General features: G+C 66.9%; 26 protein-coding genes. 8 read left to right on the top strand and 18 right to left on the bottom strand.

From position 1 onward, the window contains the following. Nucleotides 1–82: 82 nt before the first annotated feature. The 4 genes from DSD19_RS09670 to DSD19_RS09685 form a co-directional block, all read right to left on the bottom strand. Nucleotides 83–955 (bottom strand): flagellar motor protein MotB, encoded by an 873-nt coding sequence (locus DSD19_RS09670; RefSeq protein WP_075784190.1) that lies wholly within the window; start codon nucleotides 953–955, stop codon nucleotides 83–85. Nucleotides 956–1211: 256 nt separating this feature from the next. Continuing rightward, nucleotides 1212–1553 (bottom strand): cyclophilin-like fold protein, encoded by a 342-nt coding sequence (locus DSD19_RS09675; RefSeq protein WP_113669436.1) that lies wholly within the window; start codon nucleotides 1551–1553, stop codon nucleotides 1212–1214. 166 nt (nucleotides 1554–1719) lie between these two features. Continuing rightward, nucleotides 1720–1926: a hypothetical protein gene (locus tag DSD19_RS09680; RefSeq protein WP_113669437.1), complete on the bottom strand. Its 207-nt coding sequence runs from the start codon at nucleotides 1924–1926 to the stop codon at nucleotides 1720–1722. Nucleotides 1927–1938: 12 nt separating this feature from the next. Then, entirely contained in the window at nucleotides 1939–2463 is a 525-nt protein-coding gene (locus DSD19_RS09685) for a zinc-binding dehydrogenase (RefSeq protein WP_165828097.1), read from the bottom strand. Nucleotides 2464–2637: 174 nt separating this feature from the next. Between DSD19_RS09685 and DSD19_RS09690 the strand changes: the two genes are divergently transcribed. From DSD19_RS09690 to DSD19_RS09705, 5 genes are all read left to right on the top strand, one after another. Further along, a complete protein-coding gene (locus DSD19_RS09690; protein ID WP_243627871.1) occupies nucleotides 2638–3567 on the top strand; it encodes a LysR family transcriptional regulator in 930 nt (309 codons plus the stop codon). Nucleotides 3568–3737: 170 nt separating this feature from the next. After that, nucleotides 3738–4346 carry a carboxymuconolactone decarboxylase family protein gene (locus tag DSD19_RS09695; RefSeq protein WP_243627873.1) on the top strand — a complete coding sequence of 203 codons (609 nt, stop codon included), beginning with the start codon at nucleotides 3738–3740 and terminating at the stop codon, nucleotides 4344–4346. Then, on the top strand, nucleotides 4270–4497 hold the full coding sequence (locus DSD19_RS22320) for a carboxymuconolactone decarboxylase family protein (protein WP_243627874.1): 228 nt from the start codon (nucleotides 4270–4272) through the stop codon (nucleotides 4495–4497). Before DSD19_RS09695 ends, DSD19_RS22320 begins: the two co-directional genes overlap by 77 nt. Nucleotides 4498–4632: 135 nt before the next feature. Further along, on the top strand, nucleotides 4633–4863 hold the full coding sequence (locus DSD19_RS09700) for a hypothetical protein (RefSeq protein ID WP_113669439.1): 231 nt from the start codon (nucleotides 4633–4635) through the stop codon (nucleotides 4861–4863). Nucleotides 4864–4892: 29 nt separating this feature from the next. Then, nucleotides 4893–5288 (top strand): cupin domain-containing protein, encoded by a 396-nt coding sequence (locus tag DSD19_RS09705; RefSeq protein ID WP_113669440.1) that lies wholly within the window; start codon nucleotides 4893–4895, stop codon nucleotides 5286–5288. A gap of 19 nt (nucleotides 5289–5307) precedes the next feature. On the opposite strand, the gene DSD19_RS09710 is transcribed toward DSD19_RS09705, so the two are convergent. From DSD19_RS09710 to DSD19_RS09730, 6 genes are all read right to left on the bottom strand, one after another. After that, nucleotides 5308–5733, bottom strand: a complete 426-nt coding sequence (locus tag DSD19_RS09710; protein WP_113669441.1) for an ArsC/Spx/MgsR family protein — start codon at nucleotides 5731–5733, stop codon at nucleotides 5308–5310. 22 nt (nucleotides 5734–5755) lie between these two features. Further along, complete coding sequence (locus tag DSD19_RS09715; protein WP_075784183.1) at nucleotides 5756–7834, bottom strand: TRAP transporter permease; 2079 nt, start codon at nucleotides 7832–7834, stop codon at nucleotides 5756–5758. A 98-nt stretch (nucleotides 7835–7932) separates the two neighbouring features. Next, complete coding sequence (locus DSD19_RS09720; RefSeq protein WP_113669442.1) at nucleotides 7933–8937, bottom strand: TAXI family TRAP transporter solute-binding subunit; 1005 nt, start codon at nucleotides 8935–8937, stop codon at nucleotides 7933–7935. A 742-nt stretch (nucleotides 8938–9679) separates the two neighbouring features. Continuing rightward, nucleotides 9680–9847 carry a hypothetical protein gene (locus DSD19_RS22060; RefSeq protein ID WP_166673650.1) on the bottom strand — a complete coding sequence of 56 codons (168 nt, stop codon included), beginning with the start codon at nucleotides 9845–9847 and terminating at the stop codon, nucleotides 9680–9682. 32 nt (nucleotides 9848–9879) lie between these two features. Continuing rightward, on the bottom strand, nucleotides 9880–10734 hold the full coding sequence (locus DSD19_RS09725; protein WP_165828098.1) for a Stf0 family sulfotransferase: 855 nt from the start codon (nucleotides 10732–10734) through the stop codon (nucleotides 9880–9882). Between the two features lie 59 nt (nucleotides 10735–10793). Next, on the bottom strand, nucleotides 10794–13544 hold the full coding sequence (locus tag DSD19_RS09730; RefSeq protein WP_113669444.1) for a glycosyltransferase: 2751 nt from the start codon (nucleotides 13542–13544) through the stop codon (nucleotides 10794–10796). 331 nt (nucleotides 13545–13875) lie between these two features. Between DSD19_RS09730 and DSD19_RS09735 the strand changes: the two genes are divergently transcribed. Continuing rightward, nucleotides 13876–15417: a glycosyltransferase gene (locus tag DSD19_RS09735; protein WP_113669445.1), complete on the top strand. Its 1542-nt coding sequence runs from the start codon at nucleotides 13876–13878 to the stop codon at nucleotides 15415–15417. On the opposite strand, the gene DSD19_RS09740 is transcribed toward DSD19_RS09735, so the two are convergent. From DSD19_RS09740 to DSD19_RS09750, 3 genes are read right to left on the bottom strand one after another with little or no spacing between them, the layout of a single operon-like run. Further along, the gene (locus DSD19_RS09740) at nucleotides 15372–16376 is read right to left on the bottom strand and encodes a hypothetical protein (protein ID WP_113669446.1); all 1005 of its coding nucleotides are present in this window, start codon (nucleotides 16374–16376) and stop codon (nucleotides 15372–15374) included. The two genes, DSD19_RS09735 and DSD19_RS09740, sit on opposite strands and share 46 nt — an antisense overlap. Beyond that, nucleotides 16373–17032: an ABC transporter ATP-binding protein gene (locus DSD19_RS09745; RefSeq protein ID WP_075784177.1), complete on the bottom strand. Its 660-nt coding sequence runs from the start codon at nucleotides 17030–17032 to the stop codon at nucleotides 16373–16375. Before DSD19_RS09745 ends, DSD19_RS09740 begins: the two co-directional genes overlap by 4 nt. Before the next feature lie 3 nt (nucleotides 17033–17035). Continuing rightward, nucleotides 17036–18214 carry a sugar transporter gene (locus DSD19_RS09750; protein ID WP_113669447.1) on the bottom strand — a complete coding sequence of 393 codons (1179 nt, stop codon included), beginning with the start codon at nucleotides 18212–18214 and terminating at the stop codon, nucleotides 17036–17038. An 84-nt stretch (nucleotides 18215–18298) separates the two neighbouring features. On the opposite strand from DSD19_RS09750, the gene DSD19_RS09755 reads away from it, so the two are divergent. Both DSD19_RS09755 and DSD19_RS22580 read left to right on the top strand, forming a co-directional pair. Then, nucleotides 18299–19105, top strand: a complete 807-nt coding sequence (locus tag DSD19_RS09755; protein ID WP_075784176.1) for an ABC transporter permease — start codon at nucleotides 18299–18301, stop codon at nucleotides 19103–19105. 267 nt (nucleotides 19106–19372) lie between these two features. Beyond that, entirely contained in the window at nucleotides 19373–19507 is a 135-nt protein-coding gene (locus tag DSD19_RS22580; RefSeq protein ID WP_256359749.1) for a hypothetical protein, read from the top strand. A 90-nt stretch (nucleotides 19508–19597) separates the two neighbouring features. Here DSD19_RS22580 and infB read toward each other — a convergent pair whose 3' ends face one another. From infB to DSD19_RS09780, 5 genes are all read right to left on the bottom strand, one after another. Further along, a complete protein-coding gene (infB, locus tag DSD19_RS09760; protein ID WP_113669448.1) occupies nucleotides 19598–22144 on the bottom strand; it encodes a translation initiation factor IF-2 in 2547 nt (848 codons plus the stop codon). A 7-nt stretch (nucleotides 22145–22151) separates the two neighbouring features. After that, nucleotides 22152–22772, bottom strand: coding sequence for an RNA-binding protein (locus DSD19_RS09765; protein ID WP_113669449.1), 621 nt, complete (start codon nucleotides 22770–22772; stop codon nucleotides 22152–22154). Nucleotides 22773–22794: 22 nt separating this feature from the next. Continuing rightward, on the bottom strand, nucleotides 22795–24411 hold the full coding sequence (nusA, locus tag DSD19_RS09770; RefSeq protein ID WP_075784173.1) for a transcription termination factor NusA: 1617 nt from the start codon (nucleotides 24409–24411) through the stop codon (nucleotides 22795–22797). Nucleotides 24412–24414: 3 nt separating this feature from the next. Further along, nucleotides 24415–25008, bottom strand: a complete 594-nt coding sequence (gene rimP / locus DSD19_RS09775) for a ribosome maturation factor RimP (RefSeq protein WP_113669450.1) — start codon at nucleotides 25006–25008, stop codon at nucleotides 24415–24417. Between the two features lie 161 nt (nucleotides 25009–25169). Further along, nucleotides 25170–25799, bottom strand: a complete 630-nt coding sequence (locus DSD19_RS09780; RefSeq protein WP_113669451.1) for a class I SAM-dependent methyltransferase — start codon at nucleotides 25797–25799, stop codon at nucleotides 25170–25172.

The following is a 25799-nucleotide window of genomic DNA, read 5'->3' on the forward strand; positions in this document are numbered from 1 at the left end:
GGGGCGCCTCTTTGCTGCTGTTCCCGTCAGGCCAGAGGTACGATCCTTGTCTTTAACGCGGCCCTAACATTCAAAATTTTCTTTAGTTTCTCAGATCCGACCTCAGCAGCGTCAGTTCGATCCGGTTGTTGCGCACCGCCATTGGCCGCGAAACCGCGGGTTTCCGGTCGGCAAAGCCGGTGACACGCTCGATCCGGGCCGGGGCCACGCCTTGGTCCTCCAGCATCTTGCGCACCGTCTGCGCACGGAGAGTCGAGATGTCCCAGACCGGATTGTTCAGCAGAACGACGGGGCGGGCGCTGACATGACCGGCGACCGACACCTTGTTGCGCACCACGCCGAAGGCGCCGCCGATCACCTCGGTCAGCTGTTCGAGGATCTCGGTCGGACGATCGTTCGCATCGAAAAGCGGGACCCCCTCGATATCGAACAGCTCGATGATCAGCCCCTCATCGGTGAGTCGCGTCACGATGTGCCGCATCATCTGCTCGCTCAGGATCGTCTCGCCGCTTTTGCCGTTGATCATGTCCTCAAGCTTCTTGAGAGCCTGGGTCTCGGCCTCGGCATCGGCGGAATTGGTTCCCTTGTCGTCTTTCTGCTCGACCGGGCCGCTGCCGATCTCGCCCTTCGCCTGACGGTCGGGCGAGGGGCTGGGCTGGGTCGCCCCGGTGCCCCGCTGGATCAGCGTTTCCTCGGAAAAGATCGATTCGCCGCCGAAAGCGCCTTCGCCGCCCCCGGACACACGGTTCACCGGAATTGTCGGATTGAAGTAATCCGCAATGCCCTTTCGCTGTTTCTCTGTCGTCGCGTTCAACAGCCACATCAGCAGAAAGAAAGCCATCATCGCCGTGACGAAATCCGCATACGCGACCTTCCAGGCACCGCCATGATGCCCGCCGCCACCGACAACCTTCTTTCGTTTGATGATGACCGGCGCGTTGGTTCCAACGGCCATAGCACCACCTCGATTCACCCGCCCCCAGCTTTAGAACGCGGACATGAACAGGGACTTAACCCGCAAAAATGGCATAAATCGGGAGAGAAAAACCGAGACGTCGGGAATTGCGAAACAACCGCAGCAGCATTTCCTGTCCGGGCTCCAAAGGGCCGGATGGCGGGTGCCGGGGCACGCTTCGGACACTACGGGCCAATTTCCGGCCTGCTTGCGCACCGCTGGCCGCGCGCTGCCGCAGAACGGAGGGCCGTGCCGGCTAACGGGCGATCTCGATGCGGACCGGAACGCGTCCGCTCTTGAGAAGAGCGCCGAACTCCCCGTCGAAGGCGCCAAGCCGGACAAGCCGCGAGGGGGCGCCGAAGGGTTTGACGAAAATCGCAAGATTGCCCCACGGGGCATAGGTCGTGATATCGCCCGGGCGCGCGGCAAGGCGGGCAGGCGCCCCGTGGGGCCGAAGCTTTCGCGGCAGATCCGACACCTTCTCGCGGCCGCGATAATCGCTCAGTGTCACCTCCTTGGGCCGCGGCGCAGCGAAGGGCGTGTCGTCCAGCGTGGCGGGCAGCACCGCGTCTCCGGCAATTAAAGTGATCCTGGTCATGTCTCGGGGCTTGCCTTCCTGCGGGATGTGGACCCAGGACCGGCCGCATCTTGCGCGTCGCGGTCCTGGGGAAAGGACCTGCGGGCAGATACGCAGAGGATGAGCCCCTGCGTGCTGCTTGCGCACATGGCGGGCTCTCATGGATGCGGCCGGGGGACCGTGCCGGTCAGGCGGCGGTCATGTCGATGACATGGCGATAGCGCGCCTGCCGGTTGACCAGCTTCTCATAGGAATCGGCGATCTGGGCTGGCGTGATCATCTCGCAGATGGCCGCGATGCCGGGACGGGCGGCGACGTTGATCACCGCCTGGGTTTCGGCGATGCCGCCGATCATCGAGCCGGCAAGGCTCTGGCGGCCAAAGCCCATCGGCATGCCCGGCGCGCCCTAGACCAGAAACAGCGCACCGATATTGACCCGCGTCTTGCCCAGATTCAGCAGGTTGAGGAACTGCTGCATCGGATAGGCGACCGGCACGGTCGCCACCATCAGATCGAAGCTGCCCGTATTCCGCGCCATCGCGGCCTCGTCCGACCACAGATAGGCCTCGACCGCGCCAAAGCCCCTTTCATCGGCGATCTTGTCTTCCGAAGTGGAAAAGACCACGACCTCGGACCCCTTGGCGGCGGCAAGCTTCACCGCCATATGGCCGAGCCCGCCCATGCCGATCACGCCGATTCTCTCGCCGGGTTTCAGATCCCACAGGTTGATCGGCGAGAAGGTGGTGATACCGGCGCACAGAAGCCGCGCGGCGCCCGGCAGGTCGCCCCCCGGCGGAATGCGTCGGGCCAAGTCTTCCTTCACGACGATCCTCTTCGAAAAGCCGCCATAGGTGACCCCGCCCAGGAGCTTGTCTTCGGACCCGTAGGTAAAGGTGGTGCCGTTCAGGCAGTTATGCCTGCGGCCCGCCATGCGTTTTCCCGCGCCCCGCCCGACCCATGCCGGAGACTCCGATTGCACCGATCCGAGCAAGGAGGCCCCCGCAGTGAAACGGCCCCTGGCTGTTGGCGCTCGTTCTGGCGGCCCCGATGGCAGGATAATGATTGGCCTCATGAGCACAGATCATATATCGCGAACGCATCCGTCATGATCGACGATCCGCAGATCCGGTCCTCTCACATGCTTCGCGAAAACATCACCGACCTCGTCGCGCTTGCCGCCGTCGCGGAAGAACGCAGCTTCACCAAGGCCGCTGCGCGGCTGAACGTGTCGCAATCGGCGCTGAGCCACACCATCAAGGGGCTCGAGGCGCGGCTTGGCCTGCGGCTGCTGACCCGCACAACCCGGTCGGTCGCGCCGACGCTCGAGGGCGAAGACCTGCTGGCGACGCTGACCCCGTGCTTCGAGAAGATCGAGGCACGGCTGATGGCGCTGAACGAGTCCCGCGACACGCCGACCGGGACCGTGCGCATCGTCGCGGTCGAATATGCCATCGAGTCGCTGCTTTGGCCCAAGCTGTCGCCCATGCTGAAGAAATACCCCTCGGTCAATATCGAGCTGGTGATGGATTACGGCTATACCGATCTCGCCAGTTCGCAATGCGATGCGGGCGTGCGCTATGGCGAGCAGGTCAGCGAGGGCATGATCTCGATGCGGATCGGCCCCGACGAACGGATGGTCTGCATCGGCGCGCCCGATTACTTCGCCGGGGCCGGGGTGCCGGAAACTCCGCAGGACCTGACCGGGCATCGTTGCGTGAACCTGCGCCTCTCGACCCATGGCGCGCTTTATGCCTGGGAATTCGAAGAGGCCGACGGCACCGAGATCCGGGTCAAGGTCCAGGGTCAGGTCTGCTTCAACACCGTCAACCCGGTGCTGCGCGCCGCGGTGGACGGGCACGGTCTGGCGCTCGTCCCCGAACGGCTGGCGGCCGATCATCTGGCGGCGGGTCGGCTGGTCACCTGTCTCGAAGACTACTCGCCTTGTTTTCCCGGCTTCCACCTCTACTACCCCAGCCGGCAACGGCCGTCCTCCGCGTTCGATGCGGTTCTGGAGGCCCTCAGGGACCGCGGATAGGGGCCTATGAATATGCCGCATAAGTACCGTGACGAGTCCGGGCATTAAGCCCGGCCCGGATGGCGCCACATCTGCCGGGTGAACTGGACTTTCCCGACAGGAGCGCCTCATGCCCCTCCATATCGCCGCCGCGGCCCTTGCCGTGATCTCGTCCGCTGCGGCCACCGACGGTGCAGGCCTCCGGCTGCCCGAGGCGGTCGGCCGCGTTCCCCCCGCGCTCCGTTCCCCCCGCGCTCGAGGCCTATTCGAAGACCGATCTCTTCGGGCCGGTCTGGACCGGCGCAGAGCTTTCGCTGCGCGACCGCGCGCTTGTCACCTTCGCGGCGCTGATGACCCGGCACGAGACCGACACCCTGCAACGCCATGTCACGCTGGCACTCGACGTGGGCGTGACCCCGGCCGAGCTGTCCGAGACGATCACCCATCTGGCCCTCTATACCGGCCGGGGCAACGCCATCGCCGCAACCGAGGCCGCCGCGCCGGTCTTTGCCGCGCACGGTATCGCCCCCGCAGACCTGCCCGCGGTCGATCCCGACCTGCTGCCGCTGGACGAAGAGGCCGAAGCCGCGCGCGAGACCCCGGTGCGCGGCACCTTCGGCAATGTCAGCACGGGCGGCGCCGACACCACGCGCAAGCTTCTGTTTCGCGACCTCTGGCTGCGCCCCGACCTCGCGCCCCGACCTCGCGCCCCGGGACCGCAGCATGGTGACCGTCGCGGCGCTGATCGCGGCGGGCCGGCCCGAGCAGATAACCTTCCATCTCGACCGCGCGATGGATAACGGCCTGACCCAGGCCGAGGCCGGCGCGATCCTGTCGCATCCTGCCTTCCATGCCGGCTGGCCCAGGGTCTTGTCGGCACTGCCGGTGGCGAAGGCCGTCTTCGAAAGCCGCAACCGGGAGCGCCTGCGCGACTGCAGGAGCGGACCATGAGGATCGGCATTCCCGAACCGGGGCATATGAGCGGCGGGCGCGGGCGGCTCTGGGCCGCCTGCGGTCACGAGGTCGTTTTCGCACGGTCCCGCGACCCGGACCTGCTCGGCCCCTCTCGCCCGGGACGAAAACGCGATGCTGTTTGGCCCGGATGCGGCCCCGCATCCGACGGTCCAGGGCGACGATACAGGGGCCACGGACATCGCCGCCGACCTGATCCGCGCCATCGGCCTCAAGCCCCTCGATGCGGGCGGATTGCGGACCGGCCGGTTCGCGGCCCCCTTCGCCTTGGGGACCGCAGCACGCGCCTGCATTCAGCCCGGCGGCGCGGCCCTGATCTGCCGTTTCGACAGTCTGCGCGGCTGATTCCCGCGCCCAATCAAAAGAGAAAGACCATGAAAATCATCCGCTCGGGCAGCAATGCCTCGATGAAAGGCCCCGAGGACTGGTTCACCGGCACCGTCCGCGTCGACATGCTGTTCCAGGCCGAAGAGCCCGACCGCACCGGCGGCAGCCATGTGACCTTCGAACCCGGCGCGCGGACCGCCTGGCACACTCATCCCGCCGGGCAGACCCTCATCATCACCTTCGGCCGCGGTCGTGTGCAGCGCGAGGGCGGCCCGGTGGAAGAGGTCAGCCAGGGCGATGTCGTCTGGTTCCCGGCGGGCGACAAGCACTGGCACGGGGCCGCGGCGGAAACCGCGATGAGCCATATCGCCATCCAGCAAAGCATCGACGGATCGCCCGTCACCTGGTTGGAGAAAGTCGCCGACGCCGACTACAACGGCTGACCCGACCGCGGCCGGGCGTCTAGACCTCAGGCGGCGGGCAGGACGGCGCGTCGGGCTGGCGCGGGCACGCATCGGTGAACGGCGTCCGAGTGGGCGCAAGGCCGATCCAGTCGGCCACGGCCGCCTGATCGAACCCCGCCATCCGCGCCTCGCCCACCTGCATCAGCGGCCGACGGATCAGCAGCGGATCGGCCAGCATCAGGTCCATCGCCTCGGCCTCGCTCAGCGCCTCGGGCCGGATCTCGCCCGACTTGACGCGCGGCGCGCTGGCGTTGACCCACTCGGCGACCGGCCGGTCGCCGAAGAAGGGGCGCAAGGTTTCTGCCGTCCATCCGGCGCTCAGGATGTCGCGACGGTCAAGCGCGTGGCCCGAGGCCGTCAGAACTGCCCGCTGCCGCGCGTTGCCGACACAGCCAGGCTTCTCATAGAAGATCACTTGGGCCATCGCCGTCACCGATCCCTTCGCCTCACGCCATGCTCCGCCGCCGGAAGGCCAGCTGCCGCAGCGCCGGCGGCAGGAACAGCGCCAGCCCGACCACGGTCGCCCCGGTATCGGGTGCGACCAGCAGCAGCGCCGCGATCACCAGCAGGATCCTCTCGGCCCAGTGCAGCGGCGCGAACAGCCAGTTCGACACCGCAGCCGCCAGCGCCCAGATCCCCATCACCGCCCCGAAGGCGGCCAGGAAGAAGGCCGACCAGGTGAAGCCGTCGGTCACCAGCAGCAGCGCGGGCTGGAAGGCAAAGACGAAGGGTACCAGCACCTTGCCCATCCCCAACCGGAACGCGGTATTCCCGGCCTTGAAGGCGTTTGCCCCGGCGATCCCGGACGCGGCATAGGCGGCCATCGCCACAGGTGGCGTGATGTCGGCCAGAACGCCGTAATAGAAGACAAAGAAATGCGCCACCAGCGGCTGCACTCCCAGCAGGCCGAGGATCGGCGCGGCCACCGCCACCATGATGATGTAATTGGCCGTCGTGGGAATGCCGCAGCCCATCAGGATGCAGACCACCGCCGTCAGCATCAGCGTGAACAAGAGCGTCAGCGTCGGCACCGTCATCAGCTCGACCGGCAGCACCGCCAGCCAGCCATGGACGTCATTGGCCCAGCCGCTGGCGACGCCGGTCACCATATAGGCGATCTTGAAGCCGACGCCTGTCAGGGTCACGACCCCGATCACCACGCCCACCAGCGCCGCAGCGGCGGTGACCGCCAGCGACTGGCGCGCGCCCAGCACAAAGCCTTCCCAGACCTCGTAGGCGGCGGCCCGGACCCCGTCGACCAGCCCGGATGCCAGAACCTTCTGGATCAAAAGCACGCCGATGCAGGCGGTGATCGACCAGAAGGCGGCGGCAAAGGGCGTGCGCCCGGACAGCAGGATCGCGATCAGCAGGATCAGCGGCAGCACCGACAGCCAGCCCTTGCGGAACACCCGCCACGCGTTGGGCAGCTCGGACGGGTGCAGGCCCCGCAGGCCGAGGCGGCGCGCCTCGAGATGAACCTGCACCAGCACGCCGAAGAAATGCATGAAGGCAGGCACCAGCGCCGCGGTCAGGATCGTGGTCAGCGGCACGCCCAGATATTCGATCATCAGGAAGGCGACCGCGCCCATCACCGGCGGCGTGATCTGCCCGCCGGTGGACGAGGCCGCCTCGACCGCGGCGGCGAAGTGACGGGGATAGCCGATCCGGATCATCGCCGGGATGGTCAGCGCGCCGGTGGTCACCGTATTGGCGATGGACGAGCCCGAGATCGACCCCAACAAGGCCGAAGACACAACCGAGACCTTGGCCGGACCGCCAGCATAGCGCCCGGCCAGCGCCGAGGCGATATCGATGAAAAGCTGCCCCAGCCCGATCCGCGAAGCCATCACCCCGAACAGAACGAAGTGGAACACATAGGTCGCGATTACGCCCAGCGCGGTGCCGTAGATCCCCTGCGAGGTCAGATAGAGGTGGTTGACGATGTTCGACCAGCTTGCGCCGGGATGAACCAGGATACCGGGCATCGAGCGGCCGAAATAGGCATAGGCGATGAACAGGATCGCGATCACCGGCAAGGGCCAGCCCATCGAGCGGCGCACGGCCTCCAGCAGCACGACGATCAGGATGGTGCCCATCGCGATATCGACGGGCAAAGGGTTGCCCACCCGGAACGCCAGATCGGCATAGATCCAGGGCACGTACAGCGCCGCGACCAGACCGGCACCGGCCAGGATCCAGTCGATCAGCGGCATGCCCCAGGGGGCCAGAGGTCCGGGGCGCACCTCTCGTCGGCCGAAGGCCGAGAAGCTGAGAAAGACCAGCAGCAACGTCACCCCCATATGCAACCCGCGATGGGTCGTCGCCGGGGGAATGCCGAAACCGGCCGTGTAATAGTGATAGCAGGACAGCAGGAACATGATCGCCGCGGCCAGCATCGCCAGCGGCCGCGCCACTGTCCGGAACCGCATCTCGGGATCGAACTTCTCTTCCAGCGCCTTCAGATCCTCGGCGCTGAGCGTCTCGGTTGCCGTGCCTTGCGCCGTTTCAGTCCGGTTCTCGGTCATGCTTGCCCACCCTGTCTTTTAAACGGAAAGGGCCGCGAGCGTGCCGCGGCCCCACCCCGATCAGATGCGCCGCGCAAATCGCGCCGCGCGGTTCGCGATCACTGGATCAGACCCGCTTCGCGATAGAAGCGTTCCGCACCCGGATGCAGCGGGATGCCGACACCGTCAAGAGCGGTCTCCGCGGTGATCAGCTTGCCCTTGGAATGACCCGCATCCAGAAGCTTGCGGGTATTCTCGTTCCACAGCGCCTTGGTGATGCCGTAGATCAGGTCGTCGGGCTGGCTGGCGCTGGTCACCCATTGCGCGCCCACCGACAGGGTCTGCGTGTCTTCGTCCACGCCCTCATAGGTGCCGCCCGGCACCGTATTGGACGCGAAGAAGCTGTAGGTTTCGCAGATCGTCGGCACGTCCTCGCAGGAGATCGGCACCAGGGTCACCGCATGCTGGCTGGCCAGCTCGGCGATGGCGCCCGCCGGATAGCCGCCGACGAAGAAGAAGGCGTCCATCGCGCCGTCGCGCATCCGGTCCGCGGCCTGATCGGGCTTCAGGAACTCGGCGGTGACGTCGCTTTCCGAGAGGCCGTAGCCTTCGAGGATGATCCGCGCATCGACCAGCGTACCCGAGCCCGGCTCGTCCAGCGACACCCGCTTGCCCTTCAGATCGGCGACGCTCTTGATCCCCGAGTCGGCGTCGGCCACCAGGTGGATGCTTTCGGGATAGAGGTTGGCGATGGCGCGCAGGCTTTCGACCGCGGGCTTGCCCTCCCAGATCCCGGTGCCGGAATGGGCCCAGGAGGCGACGTCGGACTGGGCGAAGCCCGATTCCAGCGTGCCCCCGGCGATGCCGTTGATGTTCGCGACCGAGCCGTTCGAGGAGAGCGCCGAGGCCACCAGGCCCGGCACGCCGCACGAGCCGCCCTCTTCGCACGACCGCGACCCGGGCGGGTTCGAGATGGCATTCGCCAGCAGCCCGCCGATCGGATAGTAGGTGCCCGCCGTGCCGCCGGTGCCGATCCGGAAGAACGACATATCCTGCGCCGAGGCAGCCGCCGCCGTCACCGTCAGCGCGACCGAGGCACCTGCAAGGAGTGTACTGAATTTCATGATGTGGCCCTTTCTTTCCCTGATGGCATTCCGTTGGCCATAGTGCACTCTATCTGCCGCGGGGTCTTTGGCAACCGCCGATCCGCGCGAAAACCGGCAGCCAGGGACTCGATGCGGTCAGCGTAATCAGCGCTCGCCCGCCTTGACCCGATGCCGGAAAGCCCGCCTCGTCCTCGGAGTCACATTTTTCGACTCATGGCCCCGGGCAGGCAAGACCCATGGCAATTCTTGCAGGATACTCGCCCAATTTGCCCGAATTTTGCGCAAATCCCCGCAGCTTGCCCCAAAATAGCCGGACTGCGCCGTCCGCCCCGAAACCGGGTCAGCCAGTGCGCGGGTTCTCTGTCGAGTGACGTCGACAGGCACCGTCAGATCGGGACCAACGCGGTGCCCGGGCGGACCCGCGCACCGCGCGAATGAGCCTTCCGGACAGGAACCAAAACTCCGGCGAACCGATCCGAGCCTCGATCTGACAATCCAGCCGGACCCGGAAGACCCGGAACCGGCAGAAAGCCTGAGGTCGCTGCAGGAAAAGCTGGCGCAGACTTGAGCCGTCACGCGGACATGCTGTGGACAGGGCCTTTACCAGAGGACCCTGTGGGCGCACACCCTGGTGGCAACGGCGCTGTCGGCAAGGGGGCGGTCAGCGCGGCCTCGTCGTCAAACACCTCGACCGTGCCCAGCGCACGCAGAAGGGATGCGACCGTGCCGGATCCGGCTTGGGTCGGCACCACGGCTGCGGTCAGATCCAAAAGCCTCGCCTCGCCCAGTCTTCCCGGATCGCTTTGGCCAGCTCGTTGGCAATGAACAGGTTCGGCGTCTTCGCCGCCTGACGATGAACCGGACGCAGGAAGACAAGGGCCTCCGCGGCGGTTTCCGTCCGGTTCCGACAGGCCCCAAGGCTTTCCATCCTTTGGGTCTGTTTCCCGGGTCGATGGCCGTTCAGCCTTTGGGCAAGCCCGGGCCCGGGTCGTCCAGCCGGTCCAGCCATGACCGCCGCTCTGCCTCGACCTTGGCAAGGAAGCCGCGGTTTTCCCTGCGGAACCGTTCCGCATAGTCGAGGTTCTGCGCGGTCCCGATCTTTTCATGCCGGGACGATGGCGGTGCATCGTCGGGCAGGCCCGGATACCCGCACCAGTTGGCCATCAGCTCGACCAGCTGGCGCGGCGGGATTGCGGTGATCCGCTCGTAGGACAGCCTGAGGGGGGCGATCCGGTAGGTCCTGAGACAGTTCTCAGTGCACTGTTCGGCAGCCAGAATGTGTCTCAACCAGTATTTTATCGTACTCCGGTCATAGGCAAAGCCAGCCTCGGCCCTGCGCCGCGTCTCGCCATCGGAATCCGCCGTGTGACCCACCTGCGTCTGCACCATCTTGGCCAGCGACACCGCCTGAGCCACGATATCCTCTCGGATCAGCCAGACGCTCGCGGCGTCGGCGAAGGCTGCAAAGAACTGATCGGGATCGTCAAAGACCGCATGCAGCTGGTGCGAGGTAATCTTGAAGCTGAGGCTGCCTTGCCGTACGGGAAACCGCCGCGCCATCTCTACATATTCGGTCAGAGTCCGGGCTCCGAAATACCGCGCGTTCTGCGGCATGAAGCTCGGATTGAAAAGCTCGTGCCCAATCCCCAGGCACCCGGTCGCTTCGAGCAGCGAGGCCAGCCAGCTCGACCCCGACCGCGGTGTGAAATGGATCAGCAACGTGCGTTCCGCCTTCTCCCGGCGGGCGCCCGCAATCCGGCGTTTGGCACTTTCCTCGTCATCCGGCGCAAAGATGTCCGACAGGGCCGGTTTCACAGTTATGGGCATGGGACCCGCGGGGGCGGGGTGGGTCGTCGTTCCGGTCCGGCCGATCGTCATGCAGTCAGTTCTTTCCTCTCTGCGGGCCTGTCGCTCGGCGGCGGCGCCAGAAGTCGGGCGGCAAGCTCTGTGGGGGCGATGTCGCGCGGCAGAAGATGTCCGTTCGGGGCGCCGCGCAGCGCATCGGCCTGCCCGCCGAAGTCAAAAGCAAAAACCGGCAGCCCGGTGGCAAGGCATTCGTGGGTCGCATAGGAAAAGGTCTCGGGACAAACCGACGGGATCAGCCAGCGCCCGACCCCATAGGCTTCTGCCAGATCCGAAATCTCTTCGCGCCGGTAGCGACCAATGACCCGTATGCCGCGATGGGCGTAGGCCTCGTCCAGCTTTCCGATCACAACGATGTCCATCCGCACGCCCGGTGCCGCCGCGAGGTCGCGCAAGACAGCGGCCCCCTTCTCGAACCCGATGCTGCCAAGCACGCCCAAAACCGGGCGCGCGCGGGGCGCAGGCTGCACCGGGCGGGGCAGGAACGCGAGCGGGTGCGACCGAAGCGCAAGTCTCGGGGCGAGGTCAGGCCAGGCGCGGGCGACCAGCGTTCGGGAAGACGGCGAGAACACCTCGATGGTCTCGGCCCGCGCGGCCAGCGCGTGCCAGCGGCCCCGCCAGTCGGAAATGCGGGCAGGCCACGTCTCGTCTATGGCGGCAAGCCGGTCATAGCAGGCCTGGCACCGATCGGCCCCGGGCAGGTCGCAGAACCGGCCGTCATGGCCCAGGAGGTTACGGGATGGGCACAGCGGAAAATAGTCGTGAAACACCATCCGGAAGCGGTCCTCTGCGCCCAGAGAAATCGCAGCCGCCTCGGCCAGATCCAGCGGCGCGCGCGCGCCGACAAGGCAGGAATAGACCAGGGTCTTGCGGCCCGCAGCGCCAAGATAGCCGCCCAGTTCGGCCAGCGGAAGGACGGCCCGGGTCTGACCCGCCGCACGATAAAGCTCGACCGCCACGGTTTCAGGTTCGGGACCGTCCCGCAGCACCAGCGCCGAACCGCCCTCGTCCAGATCGCGGGCGATCCGGTCCTGCAGCCAGTGTTCGCCCCCCCCGCCCAGGCGATGACCCAGATAGACCGGCAGCGGCGCCTCGGTCCCCGCACGGGCAAGGCCCAGCGCAAGCCGCGGACCGATCAAAGGGTCCTTGCGTATGAAATCCGCCACGGACGCATCATAGGCCGGATACCGGTCATTGATCAGTCGCGATGCCGCCGCGATGCGTACCGCCTTCTCGGGTCCGAAACTGCCGCCACCGCGATGTTCGACAAAAAGATCGCCGATCAGAAGGTGGCGGGCCCCCCGTTCGCCCACCCGACGGCACCAGTCGACCTCTTCGCCATAGCCGCGCCCGAAGGCCGTATCGAACCGGGGCACCTCGTCCAGCCAGCGCCGGGACATCGCCATGCAGAACCCGACCCCGGTCGGGCTTTCGGCCCGGGCGGCCGCTGGGTTCAGCCGCTGGGCGATGGCATCCATGGCCTCTGCCTGGCCCTCGGCCAAGGGCTCGTGGCGGCAGATCACCGGAGCGGTCGCGATCTCGGCCTCGTTGCTCATCGGCGTGACCGAGGCGATCAGCGCATCGTCGAGGATCGGCCGCATCAGCCGGTCGATCCAGCCCGGCGGGACGAAGGCATCGCTGTTCAGCAGCACCACATGGCCACGGCTTTCCGCGAGGCCCCGGTTCACGCTGGCGATGAAACCGCCATTCTCGGCGTTGCGCAACAAAAGGGTGCCGGGCCGGGCGCGCGCGAAAGCGTCCAGCATCGGCGCGATGGACGGGTCTGTCGAGGCGTCGTCGATCGCGATCACCCGATGCTCAGGCGGCGTGTTCCGCGCCAGACGCTCCAGACAGACGCGCAGATCGTCCGCGGCGTTGAAGACCGGCAGAACGATGTCGGCAGGCGGCGCAGGCCTGGGCGGCTCGGCCGCTGCGAAAAGCCCGGGCACGACCTCTGGCCCAGCCTCTGAGGCCGGGCGCAGACGCAGCAAAAACGCCTCGATCGGGTCGCCCGCCTTGGTATCGCCCCGGAAGAGAAACCCGGCAAGGTTACCCCCAAAGAGAAACGGGACACGGCAAAAGTCGACGACGGTGCGCACCGTTGCCAATGGCGAGAACCGGGGCGGCGGCAGCCGGACCGTCAGAAGCGGCAGCCCCGCGCCCTCCACCCAGAGCAGCCTGTGTCCTGTCAGCCGCAGATCGAACGCCTGATCTTCCGTACCGCTTTTGGCCAGGTCGACACGGGCGGTCTCGCTTCGGATCGTGACCGGCACCCTGGAACGGCCGCGCACATGCAGCACGCCGTCGCGCAACGCCACCGTCTCGATCAAGCCCTCGCCGCCCCCAAGTGGACGGTTCACCGTAAATTCCGTGCGCAACCGGCAAAGATAGGCCGCGCGGATGGTCCGCGACACAAGCGTCACCCGCCGCCCCGCCCGCACCGTCTTGCCACCAGGCAGATGCAGCTTCGCGAAAGGCCGCTTTTCGCCCGCGACGCGCAGATGTACCGCCCGGTGGCCGATGGCTGCAGCGGTTCCGCCATCCAGACGGAACTCGAACGCGCCAGAAAGACCCGATGGCGCCGGACGGTCCGCCGTTGCGGTCATCAGCACCCGGCCGCCAGACACAAGCTCCAGGTCCAGCGGTTCGCCGCCGCCTGCCATCCGCCACGCCCGACCTGCGATCCGTTTGACCGTCACCGCCTCGATCGCGAAATCAATCTGATCGGCGGTCCCACCGACACGCCATCGCAAGGAGATCACCGGAGATCCTGCCGAGGAAAACGCAGTACGGCCACGCACTCCAGATCAGATCGAGCCCGCAAGTCCATGCACGCGCCTTCCCGCATAAGATTAGCGACCGGTGCACATTTCTATTGTTGCGAAATCGGCCCTGTCAACCACGGGTCCGGCGTGGCGCGGGCCGGTCACGCGTTCCCCCCGAACGCATGGGTCTGGCCTGCGGTTTCTGGCGGCACGCTGGCCAAGTCCATATCGCATAAGCTAGATTGGCCGCATGGCTACCTCGCGAATGGCCGCCGCGCGGCGGGTATTGCTGCATCTTCTCTGGTCCAGACTGCAGGGCCGGCGAGGCATGCGCCGCATTCGGGTCGCGCCTTCCGAAACGATCCGGATCGCAACGCTGGCCCGCGACGGGGTCGTCAGCCTCGAGGCGCAGGCCACGCGCCCGGCCCGCATCGGCACCGAGGCCGCGACGCGGCACGTCGAGCCCGGGGACGGCCCGGTGCGGCTCACCCTGCCCGGACGGCGGCATCTGGTCTGGCAGATCGAGGGCGCGCCCGCGGTCGCGATTTCGCTTTATCGTCCCGACCAACGTGTCCGCGGAGCGCTCTCGGCGGTGGCGGCGCTGGCGTTTCTGCCCCTGCGGCATACAGGCGACATTGCGGCCTATTTCCTGCGTGGCGACAGCGGCGCCGGGACGCGGCTGGAACGCGCGCTGATCCCCGGAACCGAGGCCGCGTCACAGGCCCCCCCCGCCGCCGGGTCCGAAACTTCGCTGGCGGCGCGCCTTGCCGGGCTGGGAAGCGCCAAGCCGGTGCAGGTCTTCCTGGGGCACCGGTTGGGCGGCGGGGCCGAATTCTGGCTGGCGGACCGCATCGCGACCGGGCGGGCGCAAGGCAACGTGGCTCTGGTGCTGCGCGACGACCCTGCCGGGGTGCTGGCCGAGCTTCACGACAGCGGCCCGCCCCTGCATCAGCGCCTGTCGCGGACCGGGGCCGCGGCCCTGCTGTCACGGCCCGCCCGCATCCGGCTGATCTATTCCAATCTGGTGGGCGCGGCCGACCCGCTTGGGTTGCTGAACGACATGCTTGACCGGCTGCGGCCGCAGGACCGTTTCGAGCTGATCTTCCACGACTTTCTGCCGCTCTGCCCGTCCCACACGCTGATCGGGTCGGCGGGCCGGTTCTGCGGCCTGCCCGACCCCGTTCCCTGTCAGGCCTGCTACCGGAAACTGGCGGTGACCTCGGGCGCACGGCCGCCCCGGATCGAGACCTGGCGACAGGCCTGGCACCGCGCGGCAACCCGCGCCGACGAGATCGTCGTCTTTTCCGCCGACAGCGCGCGGCGCGTGGCGCGGGTCTGGCCCGATCTCGCCCCGCATCTGGTGCTGCGCCCTCACCATGTCGGCCATCTGCCGCCGCGGCTGGCACCGCCCTCGGGCCCTGCGCGGCTGGGGGTTCTGGGGCGGATCGGGCATGCCAAGGGGGCCGCTGTGCTTAAGGCGCTGGCCGCACTGCCGGACAGGGGATTTGAGATCGTGGTTCTGGGCGAGCTCGACCCCGCCTTCGCCCATCCCGGGATGACCGTTCACGGACGCTACCGCCGGGACGAAATCGCGACCCTGGCCGCGTCCCACACCATCGGCGCCTGGTTCGTGCCCGCCATCTGGCCCGAGACCTTTTCCTATACGGTGCATGAATGTCTGGCGACCGGGCTGCCGGTGCTGACCTTCGACATCGGCGCCCAGGGCGAAACCGCCGCCGCGCACCCGAACGGACAGGTGCTGCCGCTGGACGCCAGCCCCCGGGATCTGGCCGACCGGCTGGCCGCCGCCCTGGCCGGGACCGCTCAGTCTTCGGCCGCGTCCAGCAATGAGGCCCAGAGCCTCCGCTGATGCCCCTCGGCATCGGCGGCGATCAGCGCCCGGCGGTTCGTGGCGGCCATCGCGCGGGCCGAGGCGGGGTCGTCGATCAGCCGGTCGATGGCCGCGATCCACGCCGCCGGATCGGCGCCCGGCGCCAGACAGCGGCCGCACATCGCACCGCGCGCCGCTTCGTGCCAGCTGTCGGACCCGATCACCGCCGCGCCCGCCATCGCGTATTCGCCAAGCTTGCTGGCCGAGCGCGCGGCGTTGAACCGCCGCGAGGCCAGATGCGGTACCAATCCCAGATCCAGCCGCGCCTGCCGCAGCCAGGCCAGATAAGCCGCCCAATCGAGCGCGGGCAGCACCTCGACCGCCCTGTGCCGGACGACGGCGCGCGGCAGGGCGAGATTGCCCGAAACCGTCAGCGCGAGCCCCGGCCTGCGATCCAGCAACCGCAGGAGCGGTGCCCAAAGCGGTGCCGCGTCGCGCGCATGGCTTCGCCCCATCAGCAGCCCGATCCGCCGGATCGGCGCCGAGGGGTCCAGCACCGGCATCTCGGCGACCGGCCAGGCGGGCGCGATCTCTTCCACCCGGGCGCCCGGGCGGCGCACACGCAGCGTCGCGGCCAGCTTGGGGCTTGTGGTCAGGATCGCGGTGGCCAGGGGCTCGAACCGGCGCGCTTCGGGCCATTCCAGCAGCGCGAGCTTGGCGCGATAGATCGGCGGCAGCGCCCGATCGCCGATCCCGGCGCGGATGTCGTCGTCGATCAGGTAGATCAGCCGACGATGGGGCGGCAGCGCCCGGAGCCCGGCCGCATGGCGGATCACGATCAGCGTTTCGCCTGTCGCGAAGACGGTCGGCGAAATCTGGCGAAGCGCGCCGCAGGCGATGCGGTCCCGGCAGGAAAAGCCAAGATAAAGATCGGCCGTCGGCGAGAACCGTCCGGCCAGAAACGCGGGCGGCGCAGCACCGGGCGGCCTGAGAGTCATGCGCTCAGCGTCGCGCGATAGGCCGCCAGCCCGTCTTCGAGATCGTCGAAGAACCAGGCGTGGCCGTCCTGAAGTAACAGCGCGGCATTGCAGTATTTGCGCAGCGTGTCGTCGGAGTGCGAGACCATGATGATCTGCACGCGGTCGAGCCGTTCGGCAAAGGCGGCTTCGGCCTTGCGGCGGAAGGCGGCGTCGCCGACGGCGGTGATTTCATCGACCAGATAACAGTCGAAATTCGTGGCGAGGCTGACCCCCAGCGCCAGCCGGGCCTTCATCCCCGAGGAATAGGTTTCGAACGGTGCGTCGAAATAGGGGCCGAGCTCGCAGAACTCGGCCACTTCCTCGACCAGCGCATCGGTATCGGCGCCATAGATCCGGGCCACGAAGCGGGCGTTCTGACGGCCGGTCAGCGCGGGATGGAAGCCGCCGGAAAACCCCATCGGCCAGCTGACCCGGCCGATCCGCCGGATTTCGCCCCGATCAGGCCGGTGGGTGCCCGCGATCATCCGCAGGAAGGTCGACTTGCCCGCCCCGTTGCGCCCGATGATCGCGACGCGGTGCTTGCGCGGCAAGTCCAGCGTCAGGCCTCGCAGGATATGGCGCCGCCCGCCGCCCGGCAGGCGGAAGGACTTTTCGACACCGCGAAATTCCAGCATCGCTCAGCCCCGGTCGCGGACGTTGTAATAGATCAAAAGACCCGTGAAATAGACCGCCAGCGAGCAGATCAGAACCAGCAGGATCAGCAGGCCCCGCTGCGGGTAAAGACTGTCCTCGGCCAGGGTCGGCGGGATATGCACGGCCAGATAGCGGTTGGTCCGCCGGGCTTCGGCACGGGCCTGTTCCGAGGCGGCCAGCGCGGCCGTATAGGCACGCTGGGCGAATTCCAGATCGACCAGCAATTCCTCGTAGGAGCCAATGGCATCCACCAGCGAGGAGGGCCCCGAAGTCGGCCTGCCGATCCGGCGGCGTTCCTGATCGATCTGACTGCGCACGGCCTCGATCCGCCGGTCGACCCGCTTGACCCTCTGGTCCTCTTCGCCCGCGAAACTGGTGATCGTCTCGCGTTCCACCAGGGCGCTGGCCAGTTCCCCCTCCAGCGCCGCGATCACGCCCATCTGCGATTGCGCGGCCTCGGTCGGGTCGATGATGTCGTTTTCCAGCCGGAACACCCGGACCTTGCGGCGCACGTCGCGCAGCCGGACCTCGGCTTCCTCAAGGTCTTCCAGCGCGAAGCGAATGGCATCCTGACGCGCGATTCGGCTGAGATCGTCGACCATGCGCCCGCTCTGGGCCAGGATCGACTGCGCAATCGCTTCTGCATCTTCGGGCGCGAAGGCCCGGACCTGCAGCGACAGAACTCCCGTCAGCGGATCGACCGCGACCTTCACCATGCGCTGCCAGTAGTCCAGCATGTCTTCGCGCGAGGCATCGCGCTCCAGCGAGAAGACAAGATCCGACGGTTGCTTGCCGAACAGCGCGCGAAGGTCGAGATCGGCGTCGACCTGCTGCATCAGCGGCTGCGAGCGGATGAAATCGTAAAGGATCTGCGAGTCGGACCCGGAGGACGACCCGACCTGGGTGAAGACGCTGAGCGCCTCGAGCGGGTTCGAATAGTCCTCCGACCGGACCGAGAAGGCAGAGTCGGAATGGTATTGGTCGGCGGCGATCAGCCAGAGATAAAGCGCCGCCACCACTGTCGGCAGCACCACGACCACGGCAAGACCCAGGCGCATCAGCCGGTGGCGCAGGCGCGCGCGATCCTTGTCGGTTTCAGAGATCTCATGGGTGACGGATTGGCCACCCTGAATTTTCGGCACGACTTGCACGATGGCTTCCATCTGTCGGAGATATGCAAGCAATGGTAAGCATATCTGCCCCGTGCGCAATGCCGGAGGTTGAGTCGCCGCAACTCAGGACATCACATGAGATCTCAGAGTCCCGCCGCAAAACCGTCCCGGACCAATCCGTTGCAGGGGGCGTTGCGCGTCTTCGGGGCGCTGGTGATCCGCGAAATGATCACCCGCTACGGCCGGTCCCCGGGCGGATATGTCTGGGCGGTGCTGGACCCGGCCGGGATGATCGCGATCCTGGCGCTGGCCTTCTCGCAGTTCATTCACACACCACCGCTGGGCGAGAGCTTCATCCTGTTCTATGCAACCGGGTACATCCCCTTCTATGCCTATTCCGAAATCGCGAGCGTGGTCAGTTCGTCGATCTTCGTGAACCGCCAACTGATGCATTTCCCGATGGTCACGCCGCTCGACTCGGTTCTGGCGCGGTTCTTTCTGTCGTTCCTGACCGTGATCGCGGTCAGCTTCCTCGTGTTCACGACTCTTCTGGTCGTGACCGACGACCCGGTGCGGCTATCGCTGGGGCCGCTTTTCCTGGCGCTCGGGACGGCGGCGTTTCTGGGGCTGGGCATCGGCACTTTGAACGCGGTGGTCTTTACCTTCTTCCCGCTCTGGCAACGGGTCTGGAGCATTATCAACCGGCCGCTCTTCATCCTGTCGGCGGTGTTCTTCACCTTCGAGAGCCTGCCGCGCCAGGCCCGTGACGTCCTGTGGTGGAACCCGATCATCCATCTGGTCGGAGAGGCCCGCCGCGCCTTCTATCCGATCTATCGCGGCGACTATATAATGCTGGCCTATCCGCTGGGGATCGCCGGGTTCTGCCTTCTGGTCGGCGGGTTTCTCTTGTTGCGCAACCGTAGTGCGATCATCGAGGTCTGACGGCGTATTCCGCCCGAGGCGCGCACCAATCGAGGCCATCGACTTAACGGCCCGAATCGATTCGGGTGGCCGGCTTGCCCGTCGTGACCGTCGGCGTTGCTGGCTCCGGCCCTGCACTCCGGTCGACATGATCCGCCCGATCACGGCAACCCTCGGGCGGCATGACCCCACGTCCAAGCGGAAACCGGAGCCTGGTCATCAAGTTTCTGTTTATTGGTTAATGAATTCGCGCAAAGCTTGGAATTGCCGCTGATCGAGGAAAGCACAATGATACGAACCATCCGCTTGGGAAGTTGCGTTTCGGTGCAGGGCGCTTTCGTGCTCTGCCGGGCGAATGGGCGGATCGTGGTCCGCGTCGGAACCCGCCTGTTCGAGGGCATGCCGATCGAGGCGGCGGCCTAGTCGGCCCCATTCCCCCACCCCACTCACGAGAACGAAAAGGGGCGCTCGCGGCGCCCCTTCCGTTTTCTCGCGATGTGACGTCCGCCCGGATCAGGACAGCGTGCGCACGACTTCATGACGTTCGAAGATCTCGATGACATCGCCTGCGCGGACGTCGTCGTAATTCTCGAAGGCCATGCCGCATTCCTGGCCCGACTGGACCTCGGCGACTTCGTCCTTGAAGCGTTTCAGGGTCTTCAGCGTACCTTCGTGGATCACCACGTCGTCGCGCAGCAGGCGCACTCCGGCCGACCGTCGGGCAACGCCCTCGGTGACCAGACAGCCCGCGACCTTGCCGACGCCCGAGACCTTGAAGACTTCCTTGATCTGCGCGTAGCCGATGAAGTTCTCGCGGATCTCGTTCGACAAGAGGCCCGAGGCCGCCGCCTTCACGTCGTCCACCAGATCGTAGATCACGCTGTAATAGCGCAGTTCCACGCCCTTCTGGTTCGCCGCGTTCCGCGCCGGAGCGTTGGCCCGGACGTTGAAGCCGATGATCGGCGCGCCCGAGGCTTCGGCCAGACCCACATCGGTTTCGGTGATGGCACCGACACCGGCATGCAGCACGCGCACGCGCACCTCGTCGTTGCCGATCTTTTCCATCGCCTGGACGATGGCCTCGGCAGAGCCCTGCACGTCGGCCTTCACCAGGATCGGCAGTTCGGCCACGTTGGCGTCTTCCTTGGCCTTGGCCAGAAGCTGATCCAGCGTGGTCGCGGCCCCCGCAGCGGCGCGCTTGTCCTTGGCGGCCTGCTGACGGTATTCGGCGATCTCGCGGGCCTGGGCCTCGGTCTCGACCACGTTCAGCACGTCGCCCGCTTCGGGCGTGCCGTTCAGGCCCAGCACCTCGACCGGAACCGACGGACCGGCGGATTTCACACGCTCGCCCTTGTCGTTGACCAGCGCGCGGACCTTGCCCCACTGTTCGCCCGCGACGAAGATGTCGCCCTGCTTCAGCGTGCCGTTCTGCACCAGAACAGTGGCGACAGGACCGCGGCCCACGTCAAGCTGCGCCTCGATCACCGCGCCCATGGCCTGGCGTTCGGGGTTGGCCTGAAGTTCGAGGATCTCGGCCTGCAGCGCGATGGCCTCAAGCAGCTCGTCGAGCCCCTTGCCGGTCAGCGCCGAAACCTCGACATCCTGCACCTCGCCCGACATCGCCTCGACGACGACCTCGTGCTGCAGAAGATCGGTCCGCACCTTTTGCGGGTTGGCACTGGGCTTGTCGCATTTGTTGATCGCGACGATCATCGGAACGCCCGCGGCCTTGGCGTGGTTGATCGCCTCGACCGTCTGCGGCATCACCGCGTCGTCTGCCGCGACCACCAGAACCACGATATCCGTCACCTGGGCGCCGCGCGCCCGCATCGAGGTGAAGGCGGCGTGGCCGGGCGTGTCGAGGAAGGTCAGGAGCGCCCCGCTATCGGTCATCACCTGATAGGCGCCGATATGCTGGGTGATGCCGCCAGCCTCGCCCGCGACCACCTTGGCGTCACGGATCGCATCCAGAAGCGAGGTCTTGCCGTGGTCGACATGGCCCATGATGGTGATGACCGGCGGACGCGGCTGAAGATCCTCTTCCTTGTCCTCGACCGTGTCGATCACCTGTTCCACGTCGGCATCCGACACACGGACGACCTTGTGGCCGAATTCCTCGACGATCAACTCGGCGGTATCCGCGTCGATCGACTGATTCTGGGTGACCATCATGCCCATCTGCATGAGCGACTTGACCACGTCGGCGGCACGTTCCGCCATCCGGTTGGCCAGTTCCTGCACCACGATGGTTTCCGGCACCTGCACGTCGCGCACGACCTTCTCGTGCTTGTCGGCACCGCCCATCGCCTTCTGGCGCATGCGCTCCTGCTTGCGTTTCATCGCGGCAAGCGAGCGTTGACGCCCGCCTTCGCCGCCGGTCAACGCCTGGCTGACAGTCAGCTTGCCCGAGCGGCGGTCGCCCTTGGCGGCCGTGGTCTTGCCGCGACCCGGACGGTCGTCGGCGCCTTCGCGCTCGCGGTCGACCTTGCGCGGCGACGCGGTCTTGGCCGCGGTGCGCTGTGCATCGCCATCGGCGGCGGGCGCCGCAGCACCGGCTGCAGCGGGCTTGGCCGACGCAGGTGCGGCCGCGCGTTCGGCGGCCGCCGCCTTGACCTTGGCGGCTTCCTCTTCCTCGCGCTTCCGGCGCTCTTCCTCTTCGACCTTGCGGCGCGCGGCCTCTTCGATCTCGCGCTGTTCGCGCTCCTTCGCCTCGGCTTCCTCGCGGCGGCGCTGGCGCTCTTCCTCGCGCTGACGCTCGTCTTCCGCGCGCTGGCGGGCCTCGTCGGCCTCGCGCGCCTTGGCGGCCTGAAGCGCCTTCAGCCGGCGTTCCATCTCGGCGTCGGAAATCCCGGCCGGGCGCCTGGACGGATCGCCTCCGGCATGTCCGCCCCCGGCCCCGCCGCCAGACTTGGCGGCTCCCGGCTTGGGCACGACGACGCGCTTGCGCTTGGTCTCGACGACCACGTTCTTGGTGCGGCCATGCGAGAAGCTCTGCTTCACCTGGCCGGACCGCGAACTCCCGCGCAAACCCAATGTCTTCTTGCCGTCAGTATCGTCCATAAGGTCTTCAACCCTTTCCGGGGGTCCCTCCCCCGTCTTTCTTGCGTACGCCCGAAAGCTTGGCGGCATCCTCTACTACACGTTCCGTGAGTCCGCCAGCCGCAAGCGCGCCATGTATCACATGTTCCCGACCGAAAGCCAAACCCAATTCCCGGGCCGTCAGACAGCCAATGAATCCACCTTCTTCGCGGGGCGGGCGAAGCTTGGTCTTGCCCCGTTCCGACCCGTCGCTGGCCTGGATCAGGACAACTGCCTGCCCGCTGTCCAGCCAGCCTTTCGCCTTTTCGAACCCTGCCACCGCAAGCCCGGCCTTGCGGGCCAGCGACAGGCTGTCGACCACCCGGCGCAGCAATCCCGCCTCGACCTGCTCCAGCAGATCCCCGGGCACCGCCACCTGCCGTTTCGCCGCACGCGAGAACAGGCGCTTCTTCGCCGCCTTTTCCAATGCGTCACGGTCGGCCGCGACCCACATGCCGCGGCCCGGAAGCTTGCCCAGCAAATCGGGCACCGCCTCGTCTTCGGGGCCGACCACGAACCGGATCAGCCCGGCCTTCGGCGCCACCTCGCCCGTGGCGATGCACCGCCGCTCCGGCTCGTCGGCCGATCTGCCTGCACCGCCTCGGGCCATGTCCGGTCTCCGGGGCCGGGCCTCAGGCCTCGGCCTCCTCCTCGCCGACGTCCTCTTCGGCGTCGGCGTCCGGCTCCAGCTCTGACGGATCGACCCAGCCAAGCTGGACGCGCGCCGTCATCACCAGGGTCTGGGCTTCTTCCAGAGACATGTCGAACTTTTCGAGGATCCCCTCGTCCTTGACCCGCTCGCCATTGACCGAGGTCCAGCCACCGGCAAGTTCCCAGTCGGCGCAGGTCGCGAAATCCTCAAGCGTCTTGACGCCGTCGAGAGCCAAGGCCTCGATCATCTGGGGTGTCAGGCCCTCGAAGTCAACAAGGCTGTCCTCGACACCCAGCTCGCGGGCATGTTCCAGCGCCTTGCGGTTCATCTCTTCCAGATGGTCGCGGGCCCGGGCCTGCAGTTCGCCAGCGGTATCCTCGTCGACCCCGTCGATCACCAGAAGCTCGTCGAGATCGACATAGGCGACCTCTTCGAGATTGGTGAAGCCCTCGGACACCAGCAACTGGGCAAAGAACTCGTCCAGATCCAGCGTGTCCATGAAGAGCCGGGTGCGTTCCTCGAACTCGGCCTGGCGGCGCTGGCTTTCCTCGGCCTCGGTCATGATGTCGATGTCGAGCCCGGTCAGTTGCGAGGCCAGACGCACGTTCTGGCCACGGCGGCCGATGGCGAGGCTCAGCTGTTCGTCGGGCACCACCACCTCGATCTTGCCGGCCTCTTCGTCGATCACGACCTTCGAGACCTCGGCCGGCTGCAGCGCGTTCACGAGGAAGGTCGCCTGATCCTCATTCCACGGAATGATGTCGATCTTCTCACCCTGCAGTTCGTTCACCACCGCCTGAACGCGGCTGCCGCGCATCCCGACGCAGGCGCCGACCGGGTCGATCGAGTTGTCATAGGAAATGACCGCGATCTTCGCGCGCGAGCCCGGGTCGCGGGCCACGGCCTTGATCTCGATGATGCCGTCGTAGATTTCCGGCACTTCCATCTTGAACAGCTCGGCCATGAATTCCGGCGCGGTCCGGCTGAGGAAGACCTGCGGGCCGCGGGTCTCGCGGCGCACGTCCTTGATATAGCAACGGATGCGGTCGTTCGGGCGATAGCTTTCGCGGCCGATCTTCTCGTTGCGGCGCAGGATGCCCTCGCCGCGGCCGATATCGACGATGACGTTGCCGTATTCCTCGCGCTTGACCTGACCGTTGATGATGGTGCCCGCGCGGTCCTTGAATTCCTCGTACTGGCGGTCGCGCTCGGCCTCGCGGACCTTCTGCAGGATGACCTGCTTGGCCGACTGCGCGGCGATCCGCCCCAGCTCGACCGGCGGCACCTCGTCGACCACCGTGTCGCCGATCTGCGGATCGGCCAGATACTGCTTGGCCTGCTTGACGGTCAGCTCGGCCTGATAGTTTTCCAGCGCCTCGTCCTCGACCACGGTGCGGACGCGGGTGAAGGTGGCACGGCCGGTCTTGCGGTCGATCGACACGCGAATGTCCATTTCCGAGCCGTAGCGCGACTTGGCGGCCCGGGCGAGCGACTCTTCCATCGCCTGCACGACCAGATCGGGGTCGATCATCTTCTCGCGCGCCACCGCCTCGGCGGTCTGCAACAGTTCGAGCTGGTTGGCAGAGGTAATCGCCATGTCTCAGTCCTCCTGCGGGACGGACCCGTCGTCCGTCTCGATCTCGTCAAAGTCGCTCTCGTCGATGAGGCCCGCATCCTTGCGCGCCTTCAGCATCTCGCGGATCAGCTCGTCGGTCAGCACCAGCTTGGCGTCCGACAGCCAGCCGTATTGCAGGCCGATGATCACCGGCTCTCCCTCGGGGCCTTCGATCTCGATCAGAACCTCGCCGTCCTCGACGCCCTGCAGCATGCCCTTGAAGCGGCGGCGGCCGTCGATCATCTCGGCGGTCTCCAGCTTGGCTTCGTAACCCTCCCAGGTCTCGAAGTCCTTGAGCCGGGTCAAGGGCCGGTCGATGCCGGGCGAGGACACCTCCAGCGTATAGGCTTCCTCGATCGGGTCCTCGACATCGAGCACGGCCGAAATCGCGGTCGAGATCTTGGCGCAGTCGTCGACCTCGATCCCGCCATCGGGCCGTTCGGCCATCACCTGCAGGGTCTTGGTCTTGCCGCCCATCAGGCGGACGCGCACCAGCTCGAAGCCCATCCCCTCGATGACCGGGGTCAGGATCTCGGCCAGGCGCCGGTCGATGGCAGTCTTGGCAATGAGTTCGGACATGGGGCAGCGTTCCAGAAACAAAAAAGCGGGCCAACGGCCCGCACAAACTCATCCGGAGGAGGTTCGGGTTTGGACGCCGAACCACCGTTGTCGAGTGGCGATATACGCCTCCGGCGCCCGAAAGGCAAGAGACTGTCGCGCGGCCCCTTGGTCCGGCCGTGTCAGGCGGGCTTCCGCGCGATCAGGAACAGCACCGGCGCGCGGCCGCCCTCCGGGCGCCAGTCCTCGGCGATCTCGAACCCCGCCGCGGCGATCTCGGCCCGCAGCGCGTCGGCGGTCAGCAGGTTGAAGAGCGGCAAGAGCCCCACAGCATGGCCCGCCTTCGCGATCCAGCGGAACAGCCGCGGTGCCCCGGCCGCGCAGGCGGTCGAGGACACGAACACCCCGCCGGGTTTCAGCATCCGGTGTACGCGGACCAGCGCGCCCGCCCGATCCGGCAGCAGATGCAACACGTTATGCGCCATCACCATGTCGTAGGCGCCGGGGTTGTCGGGCATGTCCGCCAGATCGCCGACCCGGAACTCGACATTGCCGATGCCGGCTTCGGCCGCCTTCTGCCGTGCGATCCCGATCATCGCGGGGGCGCAGTCGATGGCGGTGACATGGCCCGCATGAGGGGCGTGCTTCAAGGCCGTCGTGCCGGTGCCGCAGCCGAATTCGAAGACCAGCCCCCCGGGGCCAAGATAGGCCCGCGTCATCGCCAGCTTCTTCTCATAGGCATCGGGGTCGCGGACCTGCATCCGGGCATAGCGGGGCGCCAGACGGTCCCAGAAACGGGCATTCACATGCAT

Source organism: Rhodovulum sp. BSW8 (genome assembly GCF_003314725.1).
GTDB classification, from domain to species: Bacteria; Pseudomonadota; Alphaproteobacteria; order Rhodobacterales; family Rhodobacteraceae; genus Rhodovulum; species Rhodovulum visakhapatnamense.